Consider the following 16,141-nt stretch of genomic DNA (forward strand, 5'->3'; position numbering starts at 1 on the left):
CGAGATAAAAATTATATATAGGATAGGTGAATAAAATGATTGATTTATTACAGTTACAAAAAAGAGTTTATCAGAATAAAATTGCGAAAGGATTTAATGTAACTGATATTTTCCAAGAATTTTGTTTTATATATGGCGAATTATCAGAAGCTTGCGAAGCTTATCTGAAAAAGAAAGACGATTTGGGTGAAGAATTGGCTGATGTTGCACTCTACTTAATAGGGCTTTCGGAACTTCTAGGAATTAACTTGGAAGAAGAGATAGTGTGTAAAATGGAAAAAAATGAAAAAAGAATATACGAAAATAAAGATGGTGTACTTACAAAAGTAAAAGAATAAAACTTTCCCCCACTCGGCACACGATATGACACCTCATGTAAAGATAGGGGCAGATCCAATTGAAGCAGGTGACTACATCATTCCAACCAAAGAAGTTTTACGCTTAATGGACAAAATGATGAGCGTAGTTTATTGAACACAACTCACTGGAGTTGTGTTTTGTAAGAGGACAAGAATATATACCTTTTGAAATCCGCGCAGGGCGCGGATTTTTTATTATGGCTTTAGCCAGTTGAGTGCGTGAAACGCGCGAAACAAAAAACCACCCGCTATGCGGGTGGAGGGATCGAGGGTTTGACCAACAAGACCATTCCGATAAAATTGAGATGTTCAGGCGAGGCGAAGGGAATGGTCTTAGATGGCAAACAGAGCTATAGTTTAGCTCACACAAAGTGGATGTGCAAATACCACATTGTATTCACCGAGCACTGTGGGTCTAAAAGAAGCCAACGTAGCAAAGTACATTCGTGAACAAGAAGCACATGACCAAGCCATAGATAAAGTGAGTGTAAAAGAGTACGAAGATCCATTCAGTGACAAAAGGAACAAAAAGAAATAAACCCGTTTAACGGGTAAGTGGAAATGACAAATTACACTGAGCCTGAACAAATTTGTGGTCAGGCTAGCGTCTTTAGGCGCAGTTTGGCAACAGGGGGTTATACCCCAAGAGCAAACCACCCGTTGGACGGGTGGTTTTGATTTTATGGGTACAAGAGCTTGTTCCTATTACCGTAAATATTTTTTTGAAAAAGTCGTAAATAGGCGACGATGGTAGTGAGTGCAGGGTAAATACAGGCCATTGAATGTTGCGAATGTTTTATGAATAAAAAACTAATTTCCGCTCAGTTAAATCTGGCTCTGATCTTAGATGTATCGAGCGGTCACTTATTGCTTCGACGTCCTGCCGGTCATGGGTAACAAACAGGCAGGTCATCTCCGCTTTCTTTAAGATCGTCCGCAGCTCGGAACGGATCGATTCCTTTAGCCCCGCATCGAGGTTGCTGAAAGGTTCGTCCATCAGCAGAATCGTCGGCTTCTGCGCCAGCGCCCGAGCGAGCGCCACCCGTTGCTGCTGCCCGCCGCTGAGCTCATGGGGATAACGTTCCTTGAATTCGCCAAGCTGGACAAGGTCAAGCATTTCCTCCAGACGCTTGGCCCGCTCTTTTCTCGGAAGCCGGTGAAGGGCGAACTCGATATTTTTCCGGACATTCATATGAGGAAAAAGCGCGTAATCCTGGAATACCATCCCGACACCCCGTTGCTCCGGCTGTACAAAGGTACTTTCATTGACCACAGGAGCGCCGTTAATCCGGATTTCCCCTCCAGCCGGAATCTCCAGGCCCGCGATCAGCCGCAGCAGCGTGCTTTTTCCGTTGCCGCTTGCGCCGACAATGCCGACAATATCCCCTTTTTCAATGGAGCAGGAGAACCGTTCGATAACCGGGGGAATCCCCCGTCCGTAAGAGAACGAAAGATTATGGATTTCTACAATACTCATTTTTCCCACTTCCTGTCTAAGCGATGCATTACATAAACCGAGATGAAGCTGATGAAGATAATAAGCAGAGACGGGATGGATGCTTCGAAAATTTGTTCGTCGTTCGCGTACCGGTAAGCTTTTGTAGCCAGGGTCTCGAAATTGAAAGGTCTGAGTATCAAAGCAAGCGGAAGTTCCTTGCAGATTTCCACAAAGGTTAAGATACAACCGCTCATTACCGCCCCCTTGATCAAAGGCAGATCCACTTTAATAAATGTTTTCGTCATCCCAAGCCCCAGCATCCTGGATGCTTCCGTAAATTTCTGTCCCGTTTTCTCAAATCCGACTTCCACAGCATTGAATCCTGTAGCCATAAACCGGATCACATAGCCCATAACCAGCATGGCCAGGGTTAAACTGAGCACAAGAGGTGTTCCGTTTAATGCAAACTGATGATGAACAGCGGCCCAACCTTTATCCAACTGCAGGAACACGACCAGCACACCGATGGCAATAATCGCTCCAGGAATGGAGTAGCCGGCGGTTACCGCTTTGGAGAGAAAAAATGAAGCTGTAGAACGCGAACGATTCGCAGCGGCTACAATCAGCGCAAACACCATAATAATCAGGGTGGAAACAGCAGCCACGGACAAGGTCTGATAGACAAGATGGACAAAGTCCCCATTCCACATGGTGTCAAAGGTCCAACTGGCCCATTCGATCAATTGAAGAAGCGGAAACAGGAAAGAGGCACACCAGACAATCATACAAAACACGGCTGCCGATATTCCCGGCAATCCGGTAAGTCGTCTTGGCACAAGCGGTCTCGATTTGCTGGTTGTAGAGCTGTAAGCCCGCCGTTTGCGAAGCAGCATTTCGACAAAGAACAGGCCTAGCACAATAATCATCAGCCAGGCGGCAAGGCGCATGGCCGAATCGGCATCGTACATCCCGAACCAGGTCTGAAAAATTGCCGTAGACACGGTCTGTATTCCGAAATAGCTGGTGACCCCGTAATCGCTCAGCACCTCGAACATGACCAGACTGACGCTACCTGCGATCGCCGGCCGGGATAATGGAAGGGCGATACGGATATAAATGGACCAGCCATTTCTTCCAAGCAGCCGGGCGTTCTCAATATAAGAAGCGCTCTGTTTTTCCAGGAACGATTTGGTGATCAGGTATACGTAAGGGAACAGAAACAAGGTGAATGCAATAACCGCGCCCCGCATTGAAGAAAACGTAATAAGTTCCTGATCGGGGACGATCCCGAACCGGTTCCGAAGCGTGGTCTGGACAACACCGGTGTAGCTGAACATCGTGCTGTACGTAAATGCGGCAATATAAGGAGGAATCGCCAAAGGCAGGACCAGCGCCCACCTGAAGAACCGTTTCCCCGGAAAATCAAACACCGCTACTAGCCAGGCTAGCGTGACACCGAGCAGTCCTGTAAGTACGGCAACCGTCATTGTCAGCTGAACCGTCTGGGCAATATAATCCTTGACCAGGTACTGCCTGATTTGCACCCAGTTTTCGTTCGGCGGATCAAAGATCGAGAGGAATACGAAAAAAATGGGCAGCAAAATGACTGCTGCCCCCGCTAAGCTTACGATCCGCCAAACGCTAAGGCGCCTTTTTAACTTTACCTTAACTGCGCTAAGATGCATATGTTATTTCCAGCCTGTTTTGTTCATGATCTCAATCGCCTTGGCATTGTGAACGCCCAGTTTGTTGAAATCGATTTGCTGCGCTTTGAAAGTTCCCCAGGATTTGAGCAGTTCAGGCAGCTCTGTTTTTGCATTTACCGGGAACTCATAGTTTTCATTGGTAACCATGGTCTGCGCTTCTGCGCCGGTCAGGAATTCAATGAGCTTCACGGCATTTTCCGTATTCTTGCTGTGTTTGATTACGCCTACACCGCTGATATTTACATGAGCGCCTGTTGTTTCCTGGTTCGGGAAGAATACACCGATGTTTTGCCCGACCTTCACTTCTTCAGGATCATCCGAGTTCAGCATCAGACCTACATAGTAAGTATTCATAATCGCAACATCGCCCACACCAGCAACGATAGCTTTCGCCTGGTCACGGTCGTTTCCTTCAGGAGTACGGGCCAAGTTGGCAACAAGTCCTTTGGACCACTCTTCAGCGTTCACCTCTCCGTTCAGTTCAATGAATGACGACAGAAGGGACTGGTTATACAAGCTTGAGGAAGGACGGACAAGTACTTTACCTTTCCAAGCAGGGCTTGTCAGATCCTCGTAGGTGGACAGTTGTTCGGGTTTAACCCGATCCTTAGCGTATACAATCACACGGGCGCGTGTGGAAAGTCCGATCCACTCATTGTCGGGATCACGAAGTTCTTGAGGTACGTTTTGATCGATGGTTTCCGAAGTTACCGGCTGAAGCAACCCGGACTGCTTGGCATTGTTCAATACGCCTCCGTCAACGGTAAGGAACAAATCAGCCTGTGTGCTTTCTCCTTCACGCTTAAGACGCTCAATCAATTCCTCTGCCTTGCCATCGATAAGATTTACTTTGATTCCGGTTTCCGCAGTGAATTTTTCATACAGCAGGGCGTCTACGTCATAACTGCGAGCGGAATAAACATTTACTACTTGCTCAGCAGCCTGTGCAGTTGGCTGGTTCTCCCCCGAGTTAACGGCGCTTGTTTCATTGGTCTTGTTGGCGCCGCAGCCTGCCAACAGTCCGACAGTCAAGATTCCTGTAAGCAATGGAACTAAAAACTTTCTATTCATCATACCAAAACATCCCCCTGAAATTATAATGATTCTCATTCTCATTAAGGGATATGATAACTTTTATGATCTCTTTATGTCAATAAAAATAAACTCAACTGATTCATCGGGAGTCATTTTTTTCTGCATATTGTCATCGTTTGTAGTTGTTGCAGGCGATGTAGTCCTCAACACGTTTCCTTAGCTCTAGATAGATCTTACAGCTTCGATACTCCAGGTCATACTAAAGCTATCCTGTTCTAATAATGGGTAACCCTGTAGTGTATTCCCCTTATCATGGTTCTGAGCGTTCTAGCTCCTGGAATGGAACTGAGATTATGGATTACGGAAAGAAACCGTTCGTCATCAACATTGAGCAAGTTACGAAACTGAATAATACCTTTCGAACTGCTTTATGGTCGGGAGAATATTTTCAAGTTACAGTTATGAGCATTCCGGTTGGAGATGACATTGGTTTAGAAGTACACCCTCATACAGACCAATTTATCCGAATTGAAGAGGGCCAGGGTCTCGTTCAAATGGGTGACTTAGTCTATGTTATTTACGCGCCACCAGAGCATCCGACCGGAACCATACATGTTACAAAGGTGGAGGCAATGGTATCACATTGATAGACGACGCTTTAAATTTAGTATTTATAACTTCAGTTTCATTCAGCAGACAATTATCGAATAGAACAACTGATTTGAAGAAACATAATGTCAAACATGTACGCAATGCGCCAACGTTAGTCCCCTCCTTAGTTAAATGAGCCTTTCACCGGATAAAGTTGAGTGAAAGGCTTCTTTCTCGTGTTCATATCCTTTTGCTATCTTCATAACTTCTTCATAAGCTGCAAATTTGTTCTTCATAACTCTCTTATATAGTGTAACTATAAGGAGGAGATACAAATGAAGAAACTTTGGATTGGATTATCAGCATTGGTACTTGTTATGGGGATTGGAACCGCTGGCGCTTACGCTGCAACAGCAAACAATGATACTAACGGCAGCAGTTTTTTAGGAAAAATGCTACCCTTTGCCAAACAAATGCACCCAAACCTGTCAGAGGACCAAATCAAGCAAATGCATGATAATTGCAGCACTTCAAACGGTACGGGAATGTCAGGAATGATGCAAAATTCTCAATATAGCAGGGGTATGATGAACTTCTAATCCGATCATGATAAGATAAGACCTCATAGAAATGAGGTCTGTCTCATTTTAACAACAAAGCAGGTGATGAAGTTCGTGAAAATTTTAGTGGTGGATGATGAAGAAAATATCCTGCAGGTCATTAAGGCTTATTTGGAAAAGAATAATTATATTGTGTACAAAGCCGACACAGGAAGAGGCGCGATTCATCTTTTTGAAACCTTTCAGCCCGATCTGATCGTGCTGGATTTGATGCTTCCGGATATGACCGGAGAGGAAGTATGCAGAATGGTACGTAAATCATCGAACGTTCCGATACTCATGCTGACTGCAAAGAGCAGTGAGGACGATATGGTGAATGGGCTCATGATTGGAGCCGATGATTATATTACCAAACCATTCAGCCCAAGAGAGCTGCTCGCCCGGGTGATTAGTCTTTAAAGAAGAACCAATCAGCGGGAACAAGGGAATATGTCACTGCTGTCATATGCGCAAGGCTGTTTAACAATGGATTTGGAACGTTATGAGGTGAGAATTCACGAGGAGCCCGTATCCCTTACCCATATGGAGTTTAAGCTGCTGGAAATTTTAGCGAAGCATCCGAAGAGAGTGTTCTCACGCCTTGAACTGGTTAACCTTACCCAGGGTGATACCTTTGAAGGATTCGAGCGAACCATCGATGTTCATATCAAGAATATTAGACAAAAAATTGGCGATGACCCTAAACACCCTGTTTTTATCGGTACAGTATTTGGAGTGGGATATAAATTCTTGGTGAGTCCGGATGAGAAATAGAGGCGGATTGAGCAGAAAGCTTCTTATATCCCATGCCGGTGTGGCTCTTGCTGCGCTTCTGTCTATTGTCCTGCTTGTCAACATAGTAATGAATGTTTCGTTCAACCAATATCAGAAAAACCAGGAGCGGGCGGAAATACAAACGTTACTGGAAGATCTAAAAGAAGCTTATAATGAGTCAACCAGCCAATGGAATACAAATGTATGGATGATGATTTCGCACCAGGCGATGGTTAGTGAATATATCGTTCGTGTATATGACAAAGACCACCAATTGATTTGGGACACTAGCCAAATGGGGATGCAAAGAGAAGTGAATTCCCAGCCTAAGCAAGACACCATTACAAAAACAATCGTAAAAGACAATCAGCAGGTCGGGACATTGGAATTTCAACCAGTGAACGAAACATCGCAAAGCCAAAATCAGCAGTTTCTGCGAATGTTTAATACATTGTTATGGGCCGCAATGATTCTCGTTATTGCCGGGACGTATCTGTTTAGCAGCTATATGGCCAAAAGCATTAGCCAGCCTCTTTTAGAGATTAAAGATATCGCTTCGCGAATGAGGGAGGGAGATCTCACTTCCCGGGTTGAAGTTATAAATCAAAATACAGAGATTGATGACGTGGGGCGTGCGCTCAATCATTTGGCTGAAGGGTTGGAAAAGCAAGATCAGTTAAGGAAATCACTGACTGCTGATGTGGCGCATGAGCTGCGAACGCCCTTAACTACTATACAAAGCCATTTGGAAGCTTTTCAGGATGGCATATGGGAACCGACGCCGAATAAGCTTCAAGTGTGTCATGATCAAGTCCTGCGACTGGTTCGACTCATCAGTGATTTGGAAAATCTGGCTGCAGTAGAGAATCCAATGGTTCAGCTGAAGACGGAGATCGTATCTCTTAACGATATTGTTGAGATGTCGTTAAATACAGTAGCCAGCCAGTTTAGGCATAAAGGACTTTCAGCTGACCTGATAAGTACAAATGACGTTTGGATCACAGGGGACCGTTCGCGGCTCGTTCAGGTATTCGTAAATCTGATAAGCAATGCATTCAAATATACGAGTTCTGGAAGTATTCATATTGAAGTGTTAAAAGAGAAAGCAGAGGGCGTAGTCATCGTATCCGATACCGGAATGGGAATACCTGAAGATGAACTTTCCTATATCTTTGAACGTTTTTACCGCGGGGAGAAATCAAGGAATCGGAAGACTGGCGGAGCCGGAATAGGACTAGCGGTTGTTAAAGCCATAGTGGATGCTCATGCCGGATCTATTCATGTTGAAAGTGAGAATAAAAAGGGAACTACTGTTTGTGTTCGTCTTCCATTAATACGATGAAAGGATGAGAGGAAATGATGATGGGTTACGGCTCTGGGTTCGGAACATTTGGATTAGTCATCAATTTTTTACTGATCGTAGGTGTAATCTATTTGGTGATAAAATGGGTTAGGGGCAATGGGAATTCACGATTTATTGACAATACTCCAGAGAGAATCTTGGATGAACGCTTTGCAAGAGGTGAAATCACGGAGGAAGATTATTACCGGATGAAGAGCATTTTGCGGGATTGATAACATTAATGGAGATATGGCAAAAGAACAAGGAGCCCACCTCATTTGATTTATCTCCCTCCTGGTTTGTTTATAATTCTAAAAAGATCATCTTTTGGGGAGACGAGAAATATTCCCTTCAAGTAAACACTCGTAAAAAACCTAATGTTATTACTAGGAACGAGTACACTTGGAGGGGATCCTTTTATGGCCAGAAAAGGACAAGTATTTCAACAGTATACGGAAGATTTCAAGATGGCGGCGGTCAGGGAGTATCTTAAGGGATCAGCCAGCTATAATGTAGTGACAGAAATGTTGGGTATTCGGAACAGCACCCAACTGAAAGTGTGGGTGAGAAAGCACTGAAGCGAAGGATACCGACTCTTTATCTGGAGGGGCTGAAACAAAGGCTTGCTTTGGCTATTCTGATGTAATTGATAACAATGTAGGTAACTTTGTGTCATTTATGTAGGCAACATTGTGTCAATTTGTGTTGTCCTAAAAGGGAGAGTATATATCAACCTACATACTTATGTACAAAATACGGGTTTTGTGAATAAGTATCATGTAAATAAACCGGACCAGCCTAATTTAGCCGTTATTGCTTCTGATCTGGCTTATTATGCTTGTGGTATTATAAATGATATTTTACTACTCTTTATCATTTTTTTAGAATATTAATTTCTTTGCATGATACTTTTCATTTCATTTATTTAATATGTTCATTCTATACGATATTCTGTAATTAGACTGTACTTGGTGATGTAACTCGAATCGTTTGAATTATCAAATGAATTTCTCCGGATCTTACTTAATTCTGATCCTGCAGTCCCAACTGCAGGATTTGCCGTTAATTCATTTATTCCTTTACTTATGGATCCAATTAGTCCTGTTAATTAATTTGGCAATAAAATTTCATTTACACTGTTAACTGCCTCATTATGAGGTTTACTGATTACATTTTCTCAGATTAGTTGATCCTATTTTTAACTCATGTCACCTCCCTCTTTTATTATTAAATATTTACCATATAATAACATTTTAAAACATGATCCATCTGAATATTTTGAATTCATCATGAAGTCCTTCACTTAGTTAGCTCCGAAACCTGTATTTCAATTTTTTCGATACATCTAAATCTGAACTTCTATAACATTTGTAATATTGAAGCAATTATAGCCCATTTGATTTTTCAGACAAAAAAGTCCCGCAATCAACTTTCTTTCATTGATTGCGGCACTTTTTTGTGATTTTCATACAGGATTTATTTATCTTGAAGTTTATTAATTAAAGCTAATACCCGGTTATTCTTTGTTTCTTCCTTTTTAGCAATTTCAATATAATTTATCTGCTCTCGCTTAATGTAATCAGGCTGAGTTAGGAATGTATTCAGTATGTGGTGATCTTCAAGGCTTTTTGAAATGTAATCAGGCAAAACAATATTACGGTTTTCCTCACATTTTTTAAGAACTACATGGAGTTTGTCACCGAGTTCTTTATGTACTGCTCTTCGAATAAATTCATTATAAACAAAATAATGCCCATTTTTTGACGGCAACAACGTATGGTCAAACTCGTGCCCGTCCACGGTGATTTGAACAGATACTTTACCATTAGTATCGAATACTTCCCTTACTGAATATGGGAAATAAACTACTTTCCATTTCATTTTACCTTCCAGCATCTTTATCTCACTATCAAATTCATAGACCATATTGAATAACACTCCTCATTGTAAAGAAGCTGTTTTCTATTACTCACGTTATCATAGCCACTTTACTGCTTCTAGGTGGTTCGAATTCAGTATATTGTTGCAATAACCTATATGATGTTGAACATGTCGGATTTGCATTAGGATTACATCAGTTTTGGTTATTTCTTCGTATAGTACACATGGTTCCAATAATCTGTCATCAGTAAGTTCATCCAAAAACCTACGGGCCACACTCAATATCTCCTCAACATACTCCGTCATTTCCTCTTTAGTAGGGTAGTCAGAGCACTCCTTATCTAGGGCTTCTGTTATATCCTTGCCGAAGTCAGGTATTTTGAAATCTTCATCCTTCTGCTGCCTAAACCAAAATTTCATACTGGTTGTAGCATGAAATATCTGCTTCCAGTATTTTTGCTTGGCATCCATCCAAAAATCATCAGGACATACTTCGATAAGTTGCTTCAACATTTCTAACGTCGGTTCAAACTGTCTTCTTAAGACAGCTACCATCTTGTCACTCATGCTCATCAACTCAATTCTCATAATTTAGTATTGTGACTATATTCTTGATTTCAACATCAAAACCTTCTCATTCTCAGCAGTGCTATTGGCAAATTTGTGAACCCCTAAGCTAGCTCCACCGAATATGTATTTCAAATAGTTTCCTGATCACTTCGGCGTTCCTCGCTCAGTCTGAATCGCCTTTCAACATTCAGTTTACGCGATCTAATAAGCACTCTTATACACGGAACAAAGTAAAACAGGCTGCCTCTAGGGCAGCCTGTCGTAGTTAAAGTTATTTCCGAACCGAAAAGATGAACTTCTCCAATGATCCTATATCGGTAATGCTCTGATTGCAAGCATCGCTCTCCAGACATACGTACTGGCCAATAGAAGAAATATTATCCGGTGAAGCGTTCGCTGGCTTGGTCTTAACCGTGAGGAATGCAAGCTCTTGATGACGATTACAGAACAAGCAGTACCCTTTCTTGTTAGTGGGCGTGATTCTTCCCTCGATACCAATGAACTGTCCTTCGAACGGATAGACAATGAATAATTTGTTCGTAGCTATGTCTACCCAACTCAGATGCGTTACATATCGGAAGTCGATAGATCCTAAGTCAGGCACCTTCAGCTTCTTATACTTAGGAAATAGTTTCTGAATCTGCTTCAACGTAATTGGTGGAAATGGCTCCAGATAGGGTTCTAATGCGCTCAGAAATCTCTGGAAATCATATGCACTTTCGAAGGTCGATATTTGTTCCAGCATTTGCTGCTGATCATTTGTAAGATTAGGAATGGCTTCAATAATATTCGCAGCTGCACGATATCTTACAGTCTTCAAGACGTTTCGATCCGCGACGGTTCGCAGCGTTTTCTGCAAAAAATCCGTTTGTTTCTTAATGACGTTATATTGATGGTTTCTAATAAATGGTGTATTCATAGCTCTTCAGCCCCTTATTTTTTATATAAAAACATAAGGTGCAAAGCCTATTATTAGAAACGATAAAGTCAAGGTTGGGCGATCGTATCCATCCTACCGCCCCCACGCAAAGTATCGCCCCAGATTAGGCTTTACATGAGGACTTCCTAGCTAATGAGCAATTCTGCTTTGCCATCAGTAAAACCCCCAATCAAATTCACATGGGAAAAGTATATCAAGAAACCCCAGGAGGTGCAATTTTTCTGTTTCCCTCTCACCAATTTTAGCGCCAATACATGTAAGCGGTATCAAGATAAAAACACTCTCCGCTCTCTTGAAAATGTACCTGTAAGCTTCAATTCCTCTCCGCTTGCATGCTCATACCTCAGCTCAAATGGAGATAAGCACTTTACAATAAAGGGACCGCATAAATTATGCTGTCTTTTTGGCATGTTATCTGTAGTAGTCAATGAGTGCATCACTCAAGCTAAATTTTACCACTCCCTCCCATGCTCCAGTTCAGTTGACTGACGTTCTAAAAAGGTTTACATTTAAATAGTTAAACCATGTTAACTATTAAAATATTTAAAGTATATTTTTGAGGTGATGACTACTGGACAAGCAGGATCAGCTATCTTATTTAATCAGCCGTCATATGTTGACACTGGTAGCGAGCTACACCAAATTACTGGACAACAATTTAACGGCGCCCCAATATTTTATTTTGCAAACCCTGGCGAAGCATGACATGCAGACCAGCTCCTATTTTGCCAATGTGCTGGGTGTAACGCTCTCCGCCATCACCAATTTAAGCAGTAAGCTCGTTCAGAAGGGATATATTGAACGTGTGGTATCTGAAACTGACAGGCGCCAGGTGCACTTGAAGATTACAGACCAAGGGCGTGAAGTCGAACAACGGATGCTGGAACGGTACAAACAGCTGACAGACGGATTATGGAGTGAATTTTCCGGCACAGAGCTGGACCTTCTCATCCATTCTTATCAGAAGATGATCGATCACTTAGAACTGAAAATGAATATAACCAATACACAGTCACAGGAGGAATAACACATGGGAAGATTAGATCATAAAGTAGCGGTTATTACTGGAGCAGCCGGCGGGATGGGTAAAGCAGACGCCCTGCTGTTCGCCAAAGAAGGCGCCAAAGTTGTAATAACTGACTTACAGGAAGAGAAGCTGCAGGAGGTTGTCCAAGAGATCCGGGAAAACGGTGGCGAAGCCATTGGAATAAAGCAAAACGTTGTCTCCGAAGAAGATTGGGCACGGGTCGTTGATGAAACCTTGAAGGCGTACGGCCACATCAACATTCTTGTCAACAACGCCGGTGTTTCTGATCCAACTCCATTTATGGAACAAACCGTGGAACGCTGGGAGAGAACGATGGGCATCAATGTAACCAGTATTTTCCTCGGACAAAAAGCAGTCATTCCGCACATGATCGCAGCCGGCGGCGGCTCAATTGTCAACATCTCTTCGATCGCCGGGTTGACCGGCGGAAGCGGCGCAGGTCCATACACTGCCAGTAAAGGTGCCGTACGTATGCTGACCAAAGCCACTGCTGTAGATTATGCCAAGCATAATATCCGCGCCAACTCCATACATCCTGGCTATATCGAAACTCCAATGACCGAGGATCTGCTCAAGGATGAAAAAATGAAGCAATGGTTCTTCGCCCAGACCCCGCTTATGCGCCTGGGCACAGCTGAGGACATCGCCAAAGGCGTCCTGTTCCTGGCTTCGGATGATTCCTCCTACATTACAGGCGTGGAGCTGCCAATTGACGGCGGATACTACGCTAAATAAATAATTCTAGGCTACGCTTCTGCATTTACAGTAAGCTGCTTTGTACACCAAAGACCCAGGTTGTCGGATTCCCTCCGCTTCCCGGGTCTTTTCTCGTTTGAAATCTGTATCGGAAATTTAGAAATTCAAAAATCATGGAGTGAACACCGCTAAACCGCCAAATGTACTGTACCGTCTTTGTAAATATCTACTCTTTGCGCGCAAAGCAGCATGCCCAGTCCATTAGCTTGACCTTTTTCTCTTAAGTCTCTCTCTCTGCGTTCCCAGATTTCTCTGTCATGGATAATGTCATATAAATAGTAGCTCTCGGAATTAGCACCTTCCATCTCTTCCACGAAGATAAAGCTGCCTTGAAAAAGTGCCTTGAACCACTCAACCGCTTCCGTATGTGAGCTGAATACAGGGAGATCCTGTTCAAACCGCTCCGACAAATAACGTTGCTTCAGCCTGCCGATCCTTACATAATATTCATCAAGCGTTTGTGGAGTAATCATATCAAAGCCCCCTTATGCTACACTAAAAACTTTTTCCAAAAATATCATGTTCCTCAGCGGAGGGATATGATATTCTTCATTCTCGGGCAACAACAATCACTGGCGGATTGTTCACGACTGAGCATGACGGGTATTGAAATGTAGAGAATACACCACACCATTTATAATAGGGAGGCTATATCTTTGGAAAATACGGATTGGATCTCACTCGCGGCACTGATACTCACGTTGCTGCTTATGCTCAGGGTAATCAGTCTCAATAAGCGAGTCAACGAATTGCAGTCACAGCTGGAACGGATCGACAGCCGGTCAGCGATGGATGGAGGTTTTATTAAGACGGGGATTGCTGCCCCGACGCCGCAATTTGTGCAGAATATTGATTTAATGCCGGATTTGGAGAACAGGCTGCGCCTGCTGCTGGCCGAAGGCAAGAAAATCCAAGCCATAAAAGTACTGCGTGAAGCGCGGGACTTATCCCTGATGGATGCCAAAAATTTTATTGATGATATGGAGCGGGGGAAATAAGGAAAGCTGTACCCGCTTGAATCAGAAACGGCTGCGCCCTCCTTAAAGGAATGGCGCAGCCGTTTCTTTGCAAGTTATATAATCCTATATATCCTTACTCATGAAGATACGTAACGAAACCAGATAAGATCCAAATAGGATTATAATATAGGCCAAACCACTGATAACCGGGATCAGAATACTCTCGGTCTTGCCCGTGCTGACCCAGTTCGCCAGATCAGGTAACCATTTCATGAGCTTGGTCAAAGCGGCGAAATTAAGCATAATTAACATGATAAAAATAAAATTGACCACCTGAGTCCCTTTTTGGCCCAGCCAGTAGTGCAGCGGCAGGTACACTGCGGCTAGCAATGGGAAGCTCGCAATGCACAGGGCAAGCTCTCTCCAGGCAATGGGCTCTGTAGCCCGACCGGCAAAGAAAGCAACACCATACAGCAGCAAGGTACAAGCTAAACTGAGCAGGCAAGAAGGAAGCAGCACCAAATATTTGGCCATTACAATCTGCTGCCTCGGCATAGGGAGACTAATCAGGAATTTCTGATTGTTCTGCTGCACATCCACTGTACATGAATTGATTAGAATCAGCATGGCCGGAAATAAGGCGAACATGGTGTAGTTGTCAAAGTTGGTGTAGCCCATAATGATGTAGTATGGAACAAGCAGTAGCAGAAACTTTTGCAACAACATGAAGTCTTTACGGATTAGATACAGCGAGTTATACATGCACATCACATCCTTTTACAGTAAAATACATGATTTCCTCCAGCGTTGGCGTCTCGCAAATTGCATTGTCCTTGAAGAAGCGCTCCCCCTCTGCCCGGTTCCCGACCAGACCCTCGAAGCCAAGCGCACTTTCCCGAATCCCAAGGAACAAGCGGCGGACATCGCGGTCAAGCAGCTCCTTGCCGCCTTTGACCAGCAGATATTTCTCCGTCAGCGCTTCCTTCATCTCATTAAAGACCATCTTCCCGTCATTGATAAAGACGATATAATCGGCAATCCGGTCAAGATCTGTTGTGTTATGCGTGGAGAACAGAATCGACTTCTTCTCATCCTGAATATGTTCAGTGAGCAGATCCAGCATTTCTCTGCGGAACACAGGATCTAGACCCGATGTAGGTTCATCCATTATGAGTAAATCGGCTCCATGTGACAAGGCAATCGCCAGCGAGAATTTAATCTTCATTCCCTTGGACAAATCCTTAATCTTCTTGCCTGGCGGAAGCTTGAACAGCTCCTGGTATTTCAAGTATGTATTCTCATCCCAGCGGCTGTAGAAAGGAGCAATAATCTTCTTCATCTGCTTGACGGTAAGCTGCTCGTAGTAAATATTCTCATCCGACACATAACCGATTCTGCTCTTGATGGCCGGTTGATGCTCCTGGTTATCAAGTCCGAATAGGCTGATCTCTCCCTGATCCGGATGAACCATGCCCATGATCATTTTAATCAGCGTTGTTTTGCCTGCTCCATTCGGGCCGATCAGACCGGTAATATACCCTTCCTTCATCGCCAGTGAAATGTCCTGCAGCGCAAAACGGTCATAACGCTTGTGCACGTGACTCAGCTCTATACAGTTACTCATCCCTTCTCCTCCTCATATAGCAGTTTCAGCATGTCCACAATCTCGGTGTATTGGAGTCCAAGCGCCCTGCTCTCATCAATGACTTCCTTCAGCTTAAGCTCCATAATCCGCAGCCGCTGCTCCTTGATAAATTCCTGATCAGCCCCGGACACAAAGGAACCCTTGCCGACGATGGAATTGATCAGCCCTTCTCTCTCCAGTTCCTCGTATGCCCGCTTCGTCGTGATGACACTGATCTGCAGCTCTTTGGCCAGCAGGCGGATAGACGGCAGCGGTGTCCCGGATACCAATTCACCCTGTAGAATCAGTTGGCGGATCTGCCCCACAATCTGGGCGTATATCGGCTCACCCGAGGTACTCGAAATCAAAATGTTCATGTTGCTGCACCATCATCCTTTTGTAACAATGTAGTTAGTGTATATATGTAATATATACATTATATATAGGTATGTCAATAATATCCTTTTATAGAACACAAAACAGGCTGAACCCTCAATTGCTTGCGGGCGCAGCCTGAAG

At 43.6% G+C, this 16,141-nt stretch carries 19 protein-coding genes and 2 pseudogenes; 11 read left to right on the forward strand and 10 right to left on the reverse strand.

All coding sequences use genetic code 11. The features are described 5' to 3' along the window. The first annotated feature begins 35 nt into the window (after positions 1 to 35). Together ACAN56_RS01280 and ACAN56_RS01285 are read left to right on the forward strand one after the other, a co-directional pair. Positions 36 to 338 carry a MazG-like family protein gene (locus tag ACAN56_RS01280; protein WP_197073598.1) on the forward strand — a complete coding sequence of 101 codons (303 nt, stop codon included), beginning with the start codon at positions 36 to 38 and terminating at the stop codon, positions 336 to 338. Positions 339 to 686: 348 nt separating this feature from the next. Then, positions 687 to 897: pseudogene (locus ACAN56_RS01285) on the forward strand (hypothetical protein). Between the two features lie 258 nt (positions 898 to 1,155). Here the strand turns inward: ACAN56_RS01285 and ACAN56_RS01290 are convergent. The 3 genes from ACAN56_RS01290 to ACAN56_RS01300 form a co-directional block, all read right to left on the reverse strand. Further along, positions 1,156 to 1,836, reverse strand: coding sequence for an ABC transporter ATP-binding protein (locus tag ACAN56_RS01290; RefSeq protein WP_038592528.1), 681 nt, complete (start codon positions 1,834 to 1,836; stop codon positions 1,156 to 1,158). Continuing rightward, the gene (locus ACAN56_RS01295; protein ID WP_331281723.1) at positions 1,833 to 3,398 is read right to left on the reverse strand and encodes an ABC transporter permease; all 1,566 of its coding nucleotides are present in this window, start codon (positions 3,396 to 3,398) and stop codon (positions 1,833 to 1,835) included. The genes ACAN56_RS01290 and ACAN56_RS01295 overlap by 4 nt, the downstream gene beginning before the upstream one ends. An 87-nt stretch (positions 3,399 to 3,485) precedes the next feature. After that, on the reverse strand, positions 3,486 to 4,577 hold the full coding sequence (locus ACAN56_RS01300; RefSeq protein WP_038592535.1) for a Fe(3+) ABC transporter substrate-binding protein: 1,092 nt from the start codon (positions 4,575 to 4,577) through the stop codon (positions 3,486 to 3,488). Between the two features lie 242 nt (positions 4,578 to 4,819). Here ACAN56_RS01300 and ACAN56_RS01305 point away from each other — a divergent pair, with 242 nt between their 5' ends. The 6 genes and pseudogenes from ACAN56_RS01305 (at position 4,820) to ACAN56_RS01330 (ending at position 8,422) form a co-directional block, all read left to right on the forward strand. Beyond that, positions 4,820 to 5,185 carry a cupin domain-containing protein gene (locus tag ACAN56_RS01305; protein ID WP_379139921.1) on the forward strand — a complete coding sequence of 122 codons (366 nt, stop codon included), beginning with the start codon at positions 4,820 to 4,822 and terminating at the stop codon, positions 5,183 to 5,185. A 279-nt stretch (positions 5,186 to 5,464) separates the two neighbouring features. Beyond that, complete coding sequence (locus ACAN56_RS01310) at positions 5,465 to 5,728, forward strand: hypothetical protein (protein ID WP_038592538.1); 264 nt, start codon at positions 5,465 to 5,467, stop codon at positions 5,726 to 5,728. 66 nt (positions 5,729 to 5,794) lie between these two features. After that, positions 5,795 to 6,502 (forward strand): annotated as a pseudogene (locus ACAN56_RS01315) (response regulator transcription factor). After that, complete coding sequence (locus ACAN56_RS01320) at positions 6,492 to 7,844, forward strand: sensor histidine kinase (RefSeq protein ID WP_379139923.1); 1,353 nt, start codon at positions 6,492 to 6,494, stop codon at positions 7,842 to 7,844. Before ACAN56_RS01315 ends, ACAN56_RS01320 begins: the two are co-directional and overlap by 11 nt. Before the next feature lie 14 nt (positions 7,845 to 7,858). Beyond that, entirely contained in the window at positions 7,859 to 8,077 is a 219-nt protein-coding gene (locus ACAN56_RS01325) for an SHOCT domain-containing protein (RefSeq protein ID WP_038592547.1), read from the forward strand. 186 nt (positions 8,078 to 8,263) lie between these two features. Continuing rightward, positions 8,264 to 8,422 (forward strand): transposase, encoded by a 159-nt coding sequence (locus tag ACAN56_RS01330; RefSeq protein WP_038599888.1) that lies wholly within the window; start codon positions 8,264 to 8,266, stop codon positions 8,420 to 8,422. An 898-nt stretch (positions 8,423 to 9,320) separates the two neighbouring features. On the opposite strand, the gene ACAN56_RS01335 is transcribed toward ACAN56_RS01330, so the two are convergent. From ACAN56_RS01335 to ACAN56_RS01345, 3 genes are all read right to left on the reverse strand, one after another. After that, entirely contained in the window at positions 9,321 to 9,770 is a 450-nt protein-coding gene (locus tag ACAN56_RS01335; RefSeq protein WP_379139927.1) for a YdeI/OmpD-associated family protein, read from the reverse strand. A gap of 51 nt (positions 9,771 to 9,821) precedes the next feature. After that, the gene (locus ACAN56_RS01340) at positions 9,822 to 10,292 is read right to left on the reverse strand and encodes a DinB family protein (RefSeq protein ID WP_379139929.1); all 471 of its coding nucleotides are present in this window, start codon (positions 10,290 to 10,292) and stop codon (positions 9,822 to 9,824) included. 274 nt (positions 10,293 to 10,566) lie between these two features. Further along, on the reverse strand, positions 10,567 to 11,214 hold the full coding sequence (locus ACAN56_RS01345) for a FusB/FusC family EF-G-binding protein (RefSeq protein WP_379139931.1): 648 nt from the start codon (positions 11,212 to 11,214) through the stop codon (positions 10,567 to 10,569). A gap of 634 nt (positions 11,215 to 11,848) precedes the next feature. Between ACAN56_RS01345 and ACAN56_RS01350 the strand changes: the two genes are divergently transcribed. Together ACAN56_RS01350 and ACAN56_RS01355 are read left to right on the forward strand one after the other, a co-directional pair. Next, entirely contained in the window at positions 11,849 to 12,262 is a 414-nt protein-coding gene (locus tag ACAN56_RS01350; RefSeq protein ID WP_379139933.1) for a MarR family winged helix-turn-helix transcriptional regulator, read from the forward strand. 3 nt (positions 12,263 to 12,265) lie between these two features. Beyond that, positions 12,266 to 13,018, forward strand: coding sequence for an SDR family NAD(P)-dependent oxidoreductase (locus ACAN56_RS01355; protein WP_379139935.1), 753 nt, complete (start codon positions 12,266 to 12,268; stop codon positions 13,016 to 13,018). 149 nt (positions 13,019 to 13,167) lie between these two features. On the opposite strand, the gene ACAN56_RS01360 is transcribed toward ACAN56_RS01355, so the two are convergent. Then, entirely contained in the window at positions 13,168 to 13,512 is a 345-nt protein-coding gene (locus tag ACAN56_RS01360) for a hypothetical protein (protein WP_038592564.1), read from the reverse strand. Positions 13,513 to 13,695: 183 nt separating this feature from the next. Here ACAN56_RS01360 and ACAN56_RS01365 point away from each other — a divergent pair, with 183 nt between their 5' ends. Beyond that, entirely contained in the window at positions 13,696 to 14,037 is a 342-nt protein-coding gene (locus ACAN56_RS01365; protein ID WP_379139938.1) for a ribosomal protein L7/L12, read from the forward strand. 84 nt (positions 14,038 to 14,121) lie between these two features. Here ACAN56_RS01365 and ACAN56_RS01370 read toward each other — a convergent pair whose 3' ends face one another. The 3 genes from ACAN56_RS01370 to ACAN56_RS01380 are packed head-to-tail and all read right to left on the reverse strand — an operon-like array spanning position 14,122 to position 15,999. Then, positions 14,122 to 14,760 carry an ABC-2 transporter permease gene (locus ACAN56_RS01370; RefSeq protein WP_379139940.1) on the reverse strand — a complete coding sequence of 213 codons (639 nt, stop codon included), beginning with the start codon at positions 14,758 to 14,760 and terminating at the stop codon, positions 14,122 to 14,124. After that, the gene (locus ACAN56_RS01375) at positions 14,753 to 15,622 is read right to left on the reverse strand and encodes an ABC transporter ATP-binding protein (RefSeq protein WP_038592573.1); all 870 of its coding nucleotides are present in this window, start codon (positions 15,620 to 15,622) and stop codon (positions 14,753 to 14,755) included. Before ACAN56_RS01375 ends, ACAN56_RS01370 begins: the two co-directional genes overlap by 8 nt. Next, entirely contained in the window at positions 15,619 to 15,999 is a 381-nt protein-coding gene (locus ACAN56_RS01380; RefSeq protein ID WP_038592576.1) for a GntR family transcriptional regulator, read from the reverse strand. The genes ACAN56_RS01375 and ACAN56_RS01380 overlap by 4 nt, the downstream gene beginning before the upstream one ends. Between the last annotated feature and the right edge of the window lie 142 nt (positions 16,000 to 16,141).

Origin of the sequence: Paenibacillus paludis (assembly GCF_042610515.1) — a bacterium.
Taxonomy (GTDB): Bacteria; Bacillota; Bacilli; order Paenibacillales; family Paenibacillaceae; genus Paenibacillus_AQ.

Bases quoted from the DNA above. Each gene is read 5' to 3' on its own strand.
- ACAN56_RS01355 (WP_379139935.1), top strand. From the start codon at position 12,266: ATGGGAAGATTAGATCATAAAGTAGCGGTTATTACTGGAGCAGCCGGC.
- ACAN56_RS01325 (WP_038592547.1), top strand. From the start codon at position 7,859: ATGATGATGGGTTACGGCTCTGGGTTCGGAACATTTGGATTAGTCATC.
- ACAN56_RS01350 (WP_379139933.1), top strand. From the start codon at position 11,849: ATGTTGACACTGGTAGCGAGCTACACCAAATTACTGGACAACAATTTA.
- ACAN56_RS01335 (WP_379139927.1), bottom strand. From the start codon at position 9,770: ATGGTCTATGAATTTGATAGTGAGATAAAGATGCTGGAAGGTAAAATG.
- ACAN56_RS01340 (WP_379139929.1), bottom strand. From the start codon at position 10,292: ATGAGTGACAAGATGGTAGCTGTCTTAAGAAGACAGTTTGAACCGACG.
- ACAN56_RS01360 (WP_038592564.1), bottom strand. From the start codon at position 13,512: ATGATTACTCCACAAACGCTTGATGAATATTATGTAAGGATCGGCAGG.
- ACAN56_RS01310 (WP_038592538.1), top strand. From the start codon at position 5,465: ATGAAGAAACTTTGGATTGGATTATCAGCATTGGTACTTGTTATGGGG.
- ACAN56_RS01290 (WP_038592528.1), bottom strand. From the start codon at position 1,836: ATGAGTATTGTAGAAATCCATAATCTTTCGTTCTCTTACGGACGGGGG.
- ACAN56_RS01280 (WP_197073598.1), top strand. From the start codon at position 36: ATGATTGATTTATTACAGTTACAAAAAAGAGTTTATCAGAATAAAATT.
- ACAN56_RS01330 (WP_038599888.1), top strand. From the start codon at position 8,264: ATGGCCAGAAAAGGACAAGTATTTCAACAGTATACGGAAGATTTCAAG.
- ACAN56_RS01345 (WP_379139931.1), bottom strand. From the start codon at position 11,214: ATGAATACACCATTTATTAGAAACCATCAATATAACGTCATTAAGAAA.
- ACAN56_RS01300 (WP_038592535.1), bottom strand. From the start codon at position 4,577: ATGATGAATAGAAAGTTTTTAGTTCCATTGCTTACAGGAATCTTGACT.
- ACAN56_RS01370 (WP_379139940.1), bottom strand. From the start codon at position 14,760: ATGTATAACTCGCTGTATCTAATCCGTAAAGACTTCATGTTGTTGCAA.
- ACAN56_RS01375 (WP_038592573.1), bottom strand. From the start codon at position 15,622: ATGAGTAACTGTATAGAGCTGAGTCACGTGCACAAGCGTTATGACCGT.
- ACAN56_RS01305 (WP_379139921.1), top strand. From the start codon at position 4,820: ATGGGTAACCCTGTAGTGTATTCCCCTTATCATGGTTCTGAGCGTTCT.
- ACAN56_RS01320 (WP_379139923.1), top strand. From the start codon at position 6,492: ATGAGAAATAGAGGCGGATTGAGCAGAAAGCTTCTTATATCCCATGCC.
- ACAN56_RS01380 (WP_038592576.1), bottom strand. From the start codon at position 15,999: ATGAACATTTTGATTTCGAGTACCTCGGGTGAGCCGATATACGCCCAG.